The sequence below is a fragment of the Streptomyces sp. NPDC088124 genome, assembly GCF_040685895.1.
GTDB lineage: Bacteria > Actinomycetota > Actinomycetes > Streptomycetales > Streptomycetaceae > Streptomyces.
Window position 1 is genome coordinate 69302 of the sequence record NZ_JBFBJB010000023.1, and the last position, 12051, is coordinate 81352.

12 protein-coding genes and 1 pseudogene are annotated in these 12051 nt (G+C 70.8%); 10 read left to right on the top strand and 3 right to left on the bottom strand.

Annotated elements, in window-relative coordinates; translation table 11 throughout:
* Positions 1–2 precede the first annotated feature (2 nt).
* From AB0P17_RS20340 to AB0P17_RS20365, 6 genes are all read left to right on the top strand, one after another.
* Positions 3–500, top strand: a complete 498-nt coding sequence (locus AB0P17_RS20340) for a (2Fe-2S)-binding protein (protein WP_365812813.1) — start codon at positions 3–5, stop codon at positions 498–500.
* Complete coding sequence (locus AB0P17_RS20345; RefSeq protein WP_365812814.1) at positions 497–2911, top strand: aerobic carbon-monoxide dehydrogenase large subunit; 2415 nt, start codon at positions 497–499, stop codon at positions 2909–2911. The genes AB0P17_RS20340 and AB0P17_RS20345 overlap by 4 nt, the downstream gene beginning before the upstream one ends.
* An 89-nt stretch (positions 2912–3000) precedes the next feature.
* Positions 3001–4011, top strand: coding sequence for an XdhC family protein (locus AB0P17_RS20350; protein ID WP_365812816.1), 1011 nt, complete (start codon positions 3001–3003; stop codon positions 4009–4011).
* The gene (locus AB0P17_RS20355) at positions 4008–4919 is read left to right on the top strand and encodes a MoxR family ATPase (RefSeq protein ID WP_365812818.1); all 912 of its coding nucleotides are present in this window, start codon (positions 4008–4010) and stop codon (positions 4917–4919) included. Before AB0P17_RS20350 ends, AB0P17_RS20355 begins: the two co-directional genes overlap by 4 nt.
* 15 nt (positions 4920–4934) lie before the next feature.
* Positions 4935–5678, top strand: coding sequence for an SRPBCC family protein (locus AB0P17_RS20360; RefSeq protein ID WP_365812820.1), 744 nt, complete (start codon positions 4935–4937; stop codon positions 5676–5678).
* Positions 5668–6966: a VWA domain-containing protein gene (locus AB0P17_RS20365; RefSeq protein WP_365812822.1), complete on the top strand. Its 1299-nt coding sequence runs from the start codon at positions 5668–5670 to the stop codon at positions 6964–6966. The genes AB0P17_RS20360 and AB0P17_RS20365 overlap by 11 nt, the downstream gene beginning before the upstream one ends.
* On the opposite strand, the gene AB0P17_RS20370 is transcribed toward AB0P17_RS20365, so the two are convergent.
* Positions 6905–7312, bottom strand: a complete 408-nt coding sequence (locus AB0P17_RS20370) for a hypothetical protein (RefSeq protein ID WP_365812824.1) — start codon at positions 7310–7312, stop codon at positions 6905–6907. The two genes, AB0P17_RS20365 and AB0P17_RS20370, sit on opposite strands and share 62 nt — an antisense overlap.
* Positions 7313–7984: 672 nt before the next feature.
* On the bottom strand, positions 7985–8422 hold the full coding sequence (locus AB0P17_RS20375; protein ID WP_365812825.1) for an ATP-binding protein: 438 nt from the start codon (positions 8420–8422) through the stop codon (positions 7985–7987).
* 241 nt (positions 8423–8663) lie between these two features.
* Here AB0P17_RS20375 and AB0P17_RS20380 point away from each other — a divergent pair, with 241 nt between their 5' ends.
* From AB0P17_RS20380 to AB0P17_RS20390, 3 genes and pseudogenes are all read left to right on the top strand, one after another.
* Positions 8664–9932, top strand: a complete 1269-nt coding sequence (locus AB0P17_RS20380; RefSeq protein WP_365812827.1) for a helix-turn-helix transcriptional regulator — start codon at positions 8664–8666, stop codon at positions 9930–9932.
* Between the two features lie 12 nt (positions 9933–9944).
* Entirely contained in the window at positions 9945–10418 is a 474-nt protein-coding gene (locus AB0P17_RS20385) for a hypothetical protein (RefSeq protein ID WP_365812829.1), read from the top strand.
* A gap of 79 nt (positions 10419–10497) precedes the next feature.
* Positions 10498–10620 (top strand): annotated as a pseudogene (locus tag AB0P17_RS20390) (YdcF family protein); the annotation flags it as partial.
* A gap of 42 nt (positions 10621–10662) precedes the next feature.
* Here the strand turns inward: AB0P17_RS20390 and AB0P17_RS20395 are convergent.
* Entirely contained in the window at positions 10663–11043 is a 381-nt protein-coding gene (locus AB0P17_RS20395) for a helix-turn-helix domain-containing protein (RefSeq protein ID WP_365812831.1), read from the bottom strand.
* Positions 11044–11118: 75 nt separating this feature from the next.
* On the opposite strand from AB0P17_RS20395, the gene AB0P17_RS20400 reads away from it, so the two are divergent.
* A complete protein-coding gene (locus AB0P17_RS20400) occupies positions 11119–12045 on the top strand; it encodes an NADP-dependent oxidoreductase (RefSeq protein WP_365812833.1) in 927 nt (308 codons plus the stop codon).
* The last annotated feature ends 6 nt before the right edge of the window (positions 12046–12051 follow it).

Genomic DNA, 12051 nt, shown 5'->3' on the forward strand with positions numbered 1-12051 from the left:
CCATGCAGGTCACCATGACCGTCAACGGTGACGAGGTCACCCGTGAGATCGAGGGCCGGCTGCTGCTCGTCCACTTCCTCCGCGACCACCTCGCGCTCACCGGCACCCATTGGGGCTGCGACACCAGCAACTGCGGCACCTGCGTGGTCTGGATGGACGGCGAGCCCGTCAAGTCCTGTACGGTGCTGGCCGCGATGGCCGGCGGCCACGACATACGGACCGTCGAGGACCTGGAGCAGGGCGGCCGGCTCGACCCCGTCCAGCAGGGGTTCATGGAGTGCCACGGCCTCCAGTGCGGCTTCTGCACCCCCGGCATGCTGATGACCGCGCGGGCGCTGCTCGACCGTAACAAGAACCCCTCCGAGCACGAGATACGGGAAGCCGTCTCGGGCCAGATCTGCCGCTGCACCGGCTACTCCTCCATCGTCCGCTCCGTCCAGTGGGCCGCCGCCGAAGAGGCCGGGACCCGCAGCGCCGTCACCGCCGGGGAGGAGTCATGAGCACCGTCGCCGACCACTCGGCCGTCCCGGCGCCCGCGCCCGTCACCGAGTTCACCGACAACGACCGGAAACCCTGCGGCCACGGCCGGATGCTCCGCAAGGAGGACCCGCGCTTCATCCGGGGCCGGGGCCGTTACGTGGACGACGTACAGCTCCCCGGGATGCTCCATCTCGCCGTGCTGCGCTCGCCGATGGCCCACGCCCGGATCGTCTCCGTCGACACGACGCTGGCCGAGGCGCACCCCAAGGTGAAGCTCGTCGTCACCGGCGCGATGCTCGCGGAGAAGGGCCTCGCGTGGATGCCCACGCTCTCCAACGACGTCCAGGCGGTGCTCGCCACCGACAAGGTGCGCTTCCAGGGCCAGGAGGTCGCCTTCGTCGTCGCCGAGGACCGCTACGCGGCGCGCGACGCCCTGGAGTTGATCGACGTCGAGTACGACCAGCTCGACCCGGTGGTCGATGTGCGCCGGGCCCTGGAGGTCGGCGCGCCCGTCATCCGGGACGACATCGAGGGCAAGACCGACAACCACTGCTTCGACTGGGAGACCGGCGACGAGGCGGCGACCGCCGCCGTCTTCGACCGCGCCGACGTCGTCGTCAGCCAGGACATCGTCTACCCGCGCGTCCACCCGGCGCCGATGGAGACCTGCGGCGCGGTCGCCGACTACGACGCGATCGACGGCCGGCTCACCCTCTGGTCCACCACCCAGGCCCCGCACGCCCACCGCACGCTGTACGCGATCGTCGCCGGGCTGCCCGAGCACAAGATCCGGGTGATCGCCCCCGACATCGGCGGTGGGTTCGGCAACAAGGTCCCGATCTACCCGGGTTACGTCTGCGCGATCGTCGGCTCGCTGCTCACCGGGAAGCCCGTGAAGTGGATGGAGGACCGCTCCGAGAACCTCATCTCCACCGGCTTCGCCCGCGACTACATCATGCGCGGCGAGATCGCGGCGACCCGTGACGGGAAGATCCTCGCGATCCGCACCGACGTCCTCGCGGACCACGGGGCGTTCAACGGGGTGGCGGCGCCGGTGAAGTACCCGGCCGGGTTCTTCGGTGTGTTCACCGGCAGTTACGACATCGAGGCCGCGTACGCGAGGATGACCGCCGTCCACACCAACAAGGCGCCGGGCGGGGTGGCGTACGCCTGCTCGTTCCGGATCACCGAGGCGGTCTATCTGGTCGAGCGGATCGTGGACTGCCTCGCCTTCGAACTCGACATGGACCCGGTCGAGTTGAGGCGGCGCAACTTCATCAGGCCCGAGCAGTTCCCGTACACCACCAAGACCGGCTGGGTGTACGACTCCGGGAACTACGAGCCGACCATGCGGCTGGCGACGGAGCTGGCCGGCTACGACGAACTGCGGCGCGAGCAGGCGGAGAAGCGGGCCCGCGGCGAACTCATGGGCATCGGCGTCTCGTTCTTCACCGAGGCCGTCGGCGCGGGCCCGCGCAAGGACATGGACATCCTCGGCCTGGGCATGGCCGACGGCTGCGAGCTGCGGATCCACCCGACCGGCAAGGCCGTCGTACGGCTCTCCGTGCAGACCCAGGGCCAGGGCCACGAGACGACGTTCGCGCAGATCGTCGCCGAGGAGATCGGCATCCTGCCCGCCGACATCGACGTGGTGCACGGCGACACCGACCAGACACCCTTCGGGCTCGGCACGTACGGCAGCCGCTCGACCCCGGTCTCGGGCGCGGCGGCGGCCCTGGTCGCCCGGAAGGTGCGGGACAAGGCGCGGATCATCGCCTCGGGGATGCTGGAGGTGTCGGTCGCCGATCTGGAGTGGGACAAGGGCTCGTTCACGGTCGTCGGCGACCCGTCGAAGTCCGTGACCATCCAGGACATCGCGATGGCGGCGCACGGCGCGGGCGATCTGCCGGAGGGGATCGAGGGTGGTCTGGAGGCGCAGATCTGCTACAACCCGGAGAACCTGACCTACCCGCACGGCGCGTACATCTGCGTCGTGGACATCGACCCCGGCACGGCGCAGGTCAAGGTACGCCGCTTCATCGCGGTGGACGACTGCGGCACCCGGATCAACCCGATGATCATCGAGGGCCAGGTGCACGGCGGCCTCACCGACGGCGTCGGGATGGCGCTGATGGAGATGATCTCCTTCGACGAGGACGGCAACTGCCTCGGCGGCTCACTGATGGACTACCTGATCCCGACGGCGCTCGAAGTCCCGGACTGGGAAACGGGGTTCACGGTCACGCCCTCGCCCCACCACCCCATCGGCGCGAAGGGCGTCGGCGAGTCCGCGACGGTCGGCTCCCCGCCGGCCGTGGTGAACGCGGTGGTGGACGCGCTGCGGCCGTACGGCATCCGGCACGCGGACATGCCGCTGACGCCCTCCCGGGTGTGGGAGGCGATGCGGGGGCGGCCGGCGCCGCCGATCTGAGCCGGATCGCGGTCGAAGTGAGGGTTACGAGGGTGGCGAACGTACGGATGACCATGACGACAGCGTCAGTGACTACGACGGCAGCGCCGGTGACCACGAAGCCAGCGCCGGTGCCCACGACGGCAGCGCCGGTGACGGACCGGGCGGCCCGGATGGCGGCCAGAATGGCGGAACTCGCCGCCGGGCGCGTGCCGTTCGTGCACGCGACGGTGGTACGGGCCCAGGTGCCCAGCTCCGCCCGCCCCGGTGACGAGGCGATCATCACGCGCGACGGCACGATCGACGGCTTCGTCGGCGGGGTGTGCGCCGAGGGCTCCGTCCGTACGGCCGCACTGGGCGCCCTGAACGGCGGCGGCCCGTTGCTGCTGCGGGTCCTGCCCGAGGGCGAGGCGGACTTCCCCGAGTCGCCGGGGGCGCAGGTGGTCGTCAACCCCTGCCTGTCGGGCGGGGCGTTGGAGATCTTCCTGGCGCCGAGACTGCCCCCGCCGCTGGTCGAGATCGTCGGCAGGACCCCGGTCGCGGACGCCCTCGTCGCCCTCGCGGACGTGCTCGGTTACGCCACGGCCCGCTCCCTGCCGGACGGCGCGCCGGAGGGGTGCGCGGACGCGGTGGTCGTCGCGAGCCACGGCCGCGACGAGACCGTGTCCCTGCGCGCCGCGCTGGACGCGGGCATCGGCTACATCGCCCTGGTCGCGAGCCCCCGGCGAGGCCGGGCCCTCCTCGACGAACTGCGCCTGACCGACGCGGAACGGGCCCGGATCTCCACCCCGGCGGGTCTGGACATCGGCGCGCGCACGGCACCGGAGGTCGCGCTGTCGATCCTGGCGGAGGTCATCACGGCGGTACGCGGGGGCGCCGGGGCCACCGGGGGCGGAGTCCTTCCCGGCGGGGCCGCCCGGACCCCTGCCGCCGGGGGCCGGCCCCCGGCCCCGTCCCCACCCTCACCCCCGCCGACCGCGACCGACCCCGTCTGCGGCATGTCGGTCACGGTCATGCCCGACACCCCGCACCTCTCCGTCGACGGAAAGGACGTCTGGTTCTGCGCCCCCGGGTGCCGCGACCGGTACGCGGCGGAGGGGAGCGGCGGTAGCACGACATGAACGACACCGACCCCGTCCCCGTCCCCTTGTTCGCGGACGCCGACGACGTACGGCGCCGCCTCGACGCGGTCGGCCACCTCGTCGACGACGGAACGGCGACCGCCCTCTACCTCGCCCTCGCCCTGGAGCGTCCGCTCCTCGTCGAGGGGGAGCCGGGCGTGGGCAAGACCACGGCGGCGAAGGCGCTGGCCCGGGCGATGGGAACACCACTGGTGCGACTGCAGTGTTACGAGGGCCTGACGGCCAACGAGGCGCTGTACGAGTGGAACTACCAGCGCCAGCTCCTGGCCGTACGGCTCGCGGAAGCACGCGACGAGCCGCTGAGCGACGCCGACCTCTTCACCCAGGAGTTCCTCCAGGACCGGCCGATCCTGCGGGCGATACGGCACGAAGGACCCGTACCGCCGGTGCTGCTGATCGACGAGATCGACCGCGCGGACGACGAGTTCGAGGCGCTGCTCTTCGAGTTCCTCGGCGAGGCGTCACTCACCGTCCCGGAGCTGGGCACGTTCACGGCCGCCCGGCGCCCGGTGGTGATCCTGACGTCCAACCGCAGCCGCGAGCTGCACGACGCGCTGCGCCGCCGCTGCCTCTACCACTGGATCGACTTCCCGGCGCCCGAGCGCGCCGCGGAGATCCTGCGCCGTACCGTACCCGCCGCGAACGAACCGCTGATCGCCTCGGCGGCGGAGTTCATCGGCCGGGTCAGACGGCTCGACCTCGACAAGGCGCCGGGCATGGCGGAGACGATCGACTGGGTCTCGGCGCTGTCGGCGCTGCGGGCCTCGGAGCTGGTGCGCGCGGACATCGTCCGCACGCTCAGCACGATCGCCAAGAGCCCGGACGACCACACCACGATCACCGAAGCGCTGGACGGCCTGGGCTTTCCCGAGCCCGCGTCGGCGTAGCCAACGGAGGAACCCATGAAGATCGACAACGAGTTCACCGTCGGGGTGCCCGTCGACCGTGCCTGGGAGGTGCTCACCGACCTGGAGGGCATCGCGCCCTGCATGCCGGGCGCGCAGCTCACGGGCGTGGACGGGGACGTCTACACCGGAAAGATCAAGATCAAGGTCGGTCCGGTGATCAGCCAGTACGCGGGTACGGCGGAGATCGTCGAGAAGGACGCGGCCGCCCGCCGGGCCGTGATCCGCGCGAAGGGGAAGGACTCCCGGGGCGCGGGCAACGCGTCGGCGCTGATCAACGCGACGCTGCGGGCGGAGGGGGACACGACGGTCGTCACGGTCGTGACGGACCTCAACATCACCGGGAAGATCGCCCAGTTCGGCAGCGGAATGATCAAGGAGGTGTCGGTGAAGCTGCTGAGCCAGTTCGTACAGAACCTGGAGGCGCAGCTGCACGCGCAAGCGCCGGAGCCAGCGGCGACACCCGCACCGGAGCCGACTCCGATTCCGGCTCCGGCACCCGAGCCCGAGCCCTTGGCGGCATCGGCCCCCGCCGCGGTACGGGAGACACCGGTCTCTTCTCCGGCGCGGACTCACGTTCCGGCTCCGACTCCGGCTCCGGCTCCGGAGGAGAAGGACGACGACGTCGCACCGCTCGATCTGATGGGGATCGCCGGGGCGTCGGTCTACAAGCGGTTCCTCCCCGTCGTGGCCGGGGCCGTCGTCGTGATAGCGGTCGTGGTCTACCTCCTTGTCCGCTGACGCGGCGCCCGCCCCGCCCCTGCTGCTGCGCGGCACGGACCGGGCCGCCTTCGCCGTGGCGTTCGCCGAGCGGCTGCGTGCGCGCGGGCTGACGGTCGGGTTCACGGCGGTCGAGGACTTCGTCCGCGCGCTGGACGGCACCCGGCCGCGTACCAGGACGCCGCTGTACTGGACCGCCCGGGTCACTCTCGTACGGCGCCACTCCGACCTGGCCGTGTTCGACGCGGTCTTCGACGCCGTGTTCGGCGACACCGTCCTCGGTGTGGACCCCCACGCGCGCCGGCGCGGCCCCGCCGGGCCCTCCGGTGCGGCGGAACGCCCCGCCTCGGCACCGTCCGTGCGGCGGGACGGGGTGCCGGAGGGCGACGGCGGGCTGCCCTGGGCGACGCGGCCCCAGGTGGTGGCGCAGACCGAGCATGTCGAGGGCGAGGAACGTGAGTTGACCGCCCCGCAGCGCCTGCCGAGCGCGCTGGACGGGCTCGCGGACGTACCGTTCGAAGCGCTGGGCCCCGAGGAGAGCGCGCTGCTCGGACGGTGGCTGGAGGCGGCCGTACGGGAGTGGCCCACCCGGCGGTCGCGGCGCGTCGCGCCGGGCCGGGGGCGGCGGGGCCGGATCGCGCCGCGGCGCACGCTCGCCCGGTCGCGCCGTACCGGCTGGGAGCCGATGGAACTGGTGCGGGTGGCACCGGTCGCCGCGCCGCGCCGGGTCGTCATGGTGTGCGACGTCAGCCGGTCCATGCAGGCCCAGGCCGTCGCGTACCTCCACCTCATGCGGGCGCTGGCACTCACGGCCGACGCGGAGGCCTTCGCTTTCGCCACCTCACTGACCCGGCTGACCGCGGTGCTGCGCCACCGGTCCGCCGAGCTTGCCATCGAGGGGGCGACGGCGCAGGTCACGGACCGGTTCGGCGGCACCAGGATCGCGAGCTGCCTGCGCACACTGCTCGCCTCGCACCACGGCGGCGCGCTGCGCGGGGCGATCGTGATCATCGGCTCGGACGGCTGGGACGGCGACTCCGCGGACGAACTGGCCGCGGCCATGGCCCGGTTGCGCCGCCGCGCCCACCGGGTGGTGTGGCTGAACCCGCGCGCCTCGGCCCCGGGTTTCGAGCCGCGCGTATCGACGATGGCCGCGGCGCTCCCGTACTGCGACGCACTGCTGCCGGCGGACACCTTCCGCTCCCTGGCCCGGGCGCTCGAACAGATCCCGCACGTAGGGACCCGTATCAGCGCTGAGGGGCGGGGCAGTCGTGGTGCGGGCGTTGGGGGTGGGGGTCGCAGGCGATGAGGTTGAGGGAGAGGAAGCGCCCACCGGTGGTCCACCAGCCGCCGGTGATGTCGGCGCGGGCGGTCAGCCGTCGGGTGAGGTCGGCGGTGGGCGCGTAGGTCCCGGTGAGGATGTCGGCGTGCTGCTGGAGCTGATGGGCGTACCAGCGGGCGGCGTCCTCGGTTTGGGCTTGGCTGAAGGTGGCTTGGATGTGGGTGGGTGTTTTGAGGAGCCAGTGGGCGGGTTCGAGGGGCATGAGGGGGGTGGTGGGGAATTCGGGGTGGCCGGGTCGGCGGTGGGCGTCGCCGGGGGTGACGAGGAGGGTGCCGTGGCCATGCCAGAGGTAGGCGTGGTGGTGGGGTGACACGTGGGCTCCTGGGTCTGCTGGGGCTCTTGGGGTCTCCTTGGAGGCGGCCCCGCCCGGGGAGTTCGGGCGGGGCCGCGTGGTGTTGCTGGTGTGGGTGCTATCGGCGTCCGCAGCCGTCGCCGTCGCCGCAGCCTCCGGAGGGGGTGCCGTCTCCGTCGTCGCCGCTGCCGTTGTCGTCCTCTCCACCGTGGTTGACGGGGTCGGTGGGGTGTCGCATGGTGGCCTCCTGTGCCGTTGGGTGCAGTTGCGGGGCCCGGATCGTGTTGGCCGGGCCCGTGTCCCGTTCCGGCCGGTTGTTCCTTCGCCGGGAGTGCCGGCCGGAGCGGGAGTCTGAAGGGGCGCGCTACGGCTCGCCCGTGGTCTCTGCCGCGCGTGCAAAGGCATGGGCGGACGGCGTCAGGGCGACGAGGGCCGAGTGGCCTGAGCAGGCCGGGCTATCGGTCGAGGTGGTCGCTGAGGAGGCTCACGACGAACACGACCAGCGCCGCCGAGGCGAGGACGAGGACCAGCGGGGGACGGCGGTGTCCACGCCCCACTACGCGCCTCGTATGCCGGTGGCGCCCGCGAGCGCGCTTCCGGCGACGGCACGCAGCCGTATGCAGGTGGCGATGACGCCCGGGTCTGCGACGAACCGCGCCCCGGGCGAAGAGGTTTGACCGCCAGGCGTCCCGTTCACCGGGCAACCTGGGCCCAGACGGCTTTCCCGAAGGGGCGCTCGGTCACGCCCCAGCACTCCGCCAGTGCCTGCACGATGAACAGCCCGCGCCCCCGGTCGCGTTCCTGGGACACGGCCCGGCACCGAGGCCGCCGCCGCACCGGGTCCCGTACCTCGATCCGTACGCAGGTGTCGGTGACCGCGAGCAGGACCAGTACGGAGTCCCCGGGCTCGGTGCCGTATCGCACCGCGTTCGTCACCAACTCCGAGACCACGAGCTGGAGATCGTGCACGTACGCTCCGCTGACGCCCGGCAGGTGGTACGCGGCGAACTCACGGACATACGCACGGGCCGCCCGGACCGATTCCGGGGCGCTGACCAGCATGAGCTGCGGCGGCGGCCCCGCAGATGGGCGACGGTATGCGTATTCGTACCGCTTCGGAAGCAGGGCCATTGCGTAAGTCCCCTCGGTTGCATGCCGATAAGCGCATGGGCTTGACATGGACTCGACATCGTCGGGGGGCAGCGTTCAGCGCAACTGCGAGCCGGATGAGGCTCCGGCAGCCCCGAGGCGCCGATGAGCTGTAAGCAAACCGGACCAACTGCCCACCTAGCCATGCGGCATTCACTGGGCGTATACGGATATCCGGCGACTGCATATCAACAGGTCGCTGAGTGATGAGATGCTGGCAATCGTGGATACACAGAAGATTGACTGGTACGCATTCGGCGACATCAGAGACGCTTCTCGCGTGGGCGATTACGGCCGTGTCATTCACCGCGCGCGACGAATGGTGGGCCTGACGCAAGGGGAGCTCGCGAACGCCTGCGAGTTATCGCAGGCGGCGGTGTCCCGTCTGGAGAATCACGGAACCGGCAGCTACAACATGACCACCCTGGCGAGCGCCGCCGGCGCTCTTGGACTACCGTTCGAACTGGTCGGGCTCGCCAACCAGGATACGAATGGACACCTGCCTGTGGAGCGTCGCGAATTCCTGGCTGCCGCCGCCGCAGCTACAGCCAAGCCCCTCATCGTCACCGGATCCGTGTCCGTACCGGCTGAGTGGGACAACTCTCAGGCCGCATCGCTGCGTACAGCCACGGCGTCATACCGCCGACTCGACGCGACCGTTACGTCGCGAAGCCTCTCCGAAGCCGTGCACGGACACCTGAGGCTGATCCAGGCCATCGCAGATCTGGCTCCCAATGCGTCACACCGTTCACAGATGGCCTCCGTCGGTTCCGAAGCGGCCTCTTTCGCTGCCTGGCTGGCCTGGGACATGGCTGATCACGGCTCCGCTCGGCGGTGGTACGGATCCGCAATAGGCGCCGCCCGGGGGACCGGTAATGCTCTGCTGAGTGCCTACCAGACCGGCTCACTCGCATCCTTCGAGGCCGATACCGGCAACCCGCATGAAGCACTGCGCCTCGTCGAACACGCCCGCCGCCAACTCGGGCCCGATGTACCGGCGCTCGCCGCTGCATGGCTTTCGTCGATCGAGGCAGTCGCCCACGCCACAAGCGGCGACCGTCGGGCCTGTGACAAGGCGCTTGTCACGTGCGAGCAACGTGCTGGACGAATCTCCGGCTCCGAACCAGTTGCCTGGCCTTGGATCTTTGCCTTCGACGAGCGGAAGATCGCGGCCTGTCGAATCTCCTGCGCGGCACGGCTCGCCCCCGCGCACCGTATGCGCACGGGTGACGAAACGATGGCCACCGCTCTCACAGGCGGACACGACAAACAACGGGCCATGCTGACTCTGGACATCGCTACGCGTCGTCTTGCAGACGGCGATATCGACGCAGCTTTTGGACTCGCCAACCGCGCGCTTGCCGAGGGACTACGCTTGCGCTCCGGACGGATCGTCGAGAGAGCGCGCGGTCTGCGCCGCTCTTATCTATCTCCTTCACCACCGACTACGGTGCGCGAATTCGACGAAAAGCTCCATACCGCATACCTGTAGAAAGGACCCGCCATGCGCGTCGGTATCACCGGGCACCGTGGTCTGCCGCCTGCCGTTGAGCTCCAGGTCAAGGCGCTGCTCGCCCAGCGGGCTGCCTCCTTCGACGCATCAGACCTTGTCGGCGTCAGTTGTATCGCGGACGGGCCCGACACTTGGTGGGCCCAGGCCGTCCTTTCCGTGGGCGGGTGCCTCGAAGTCGTCGTTCCCGCTGCCGAATACCGCGACGGACTTCCCGACTGGCACCACCACGACTACGACTCGCTTCTGTCCCAGGCCGCCGAGACGCATCACACGGGGCTCAGGGAGTCCACCTCGGAGGCCCACCAGGCCGGGAGCGAGGTCCTGGTCGGTCGCTCCGACCTCGTACTCGCCGTGTGGGACGGGCTGCCCGCGCGCGGCTACGGCGGCACCGCCGATGTCGTGGCCTACGCCGAGCGCGTCGGCGTACCGGTCACCGTCCTCTGGCCCGACGGCGCCACCCGGTAGCCATGGCGCGTGGCGGCGTACAACTTCACGATTCCTGGCACAGCCCGGTACGAAAGGAATACGAAGGGAGCATGCATAGATCTCGGCACAGGCACGGGCGGACGCCGAGCGGTTGTGGGACTTCCACCGGATGCGCCACGAACCACGCCCCCGTTCGGTCGCCATCGGCCTCGGCAGTCATGACCTGGGCGTGGCCGATACCGGGTAGCGGCCCAGAGGATACTCAATGCCCTGGCAGGGGGCGTCAGTTGCTCGGGGTGACCGGCTCGGGGGCGGCGTCGAGCGCGTCGAGCACCGCGTCGCCGTTCGCCCTCGCCCATTCGGTCAGCATGTGGATCGGATCCATCAGCGTCGCCCCGAGCGGGGTGAGTTCGTACTCGACACGGGGCGGCACCTCGGCGTACGCGTGGCGGCGGATGAGGCCGTGTGCTTCGAGTCGTCGGAGCGTCTGCGTGAGCACCTTGCGGGAGATGCCGCCGATCAGTTCGATCAGCTCGCCATGGCGCACCGGGCCCCTGCTGAGGCCGTAGAGCACGACCGCCGTCCACTTGTCGGCGATCAGCTCGATCGTCAGACGCCCCGGGCAGTCGGCGAGGAAGGGGCCGCCGGGACCGAAACCGCTCATGGCGCCAAAGGTACCTGCTGGTTCCTATCGGAAACCTAGCCTGGGTTCTCTCCCCCTTCCAAAGCCAGGAGAGTCATGCGAGCCATCACCCAGCAGTCGCTCGGCGGTCCCGAGGTGCTCACCATCGTGGACGCGCCCGCGCCTCAGCCCTTCCCGACCGAGGTTCTCGTCCGCGTCAAGGCGATCGGGCTGAACCCGCTGGAAGCGCGCCTGCGCGCCGGGGAGTTCCCGCTGCTCGGCCGACCGCCGTTCATCCTCGGCTGGGACATCAGCGGCGTGGTCGAGGAGGCGTCCACATGGCGGTTCAGGCCCGGCGACGAGGTGTTCGGGATGCCGCTGTTCCCGCGGGCGGCGAGGGCGTACGCCGAGGTCGTGTCGGCGCCGGCGTTGCACCTGGTACGCAAGCCGGCGTCGCTCTCGCACGTCGAGGCGGCGGCGCTGCCGGTCGTCGGGCTGACGGCGTGGCAGGGCCTCGTGGACCTCGGCGGCGTGACCGAGGGCGACCGCGTCCTGGTCCACGGCGGTGGTGGCGGGGTCGGCCATGTCGCGATCCAGATCGCGAAGGCGCTCGGCGCGTATGTGATCGCGACCGCGAGCGGGAGCAAGCGGAAGTTCGTCGAGGGGTTCGGCGCCGACGAGGTGATCGACTACACGGCGGTCGACTTCACCGAGGCGGTCCGTGACATCGACGTCGTGCTCGACACGATCGGCGGCGACACCGTCGAGCGGTCGCTCGACGTGCTCCGCCCGGGCGGTCACCTGGTGACGGCGGTCGCGGAGGAGGATGCCGGACTCGTCGCCGCGTACGAGGCGGCCGGCATGCGCTTCAGCGGTATCGCGGTCGACCCCGATCCGGTCGCCCTGCGAGGTCTTGTCGGACTCGTCGAACAGGGCAGGCTCCGGGTCCACGTGCAGGAGACGTTCCCGTTCGAGCGCGTCGCGGACGCGCACCGGCTGCTCGACGCCGGTCACCTCCAGGGCAAGCTCGTCCTCACCGTCTGAATGACG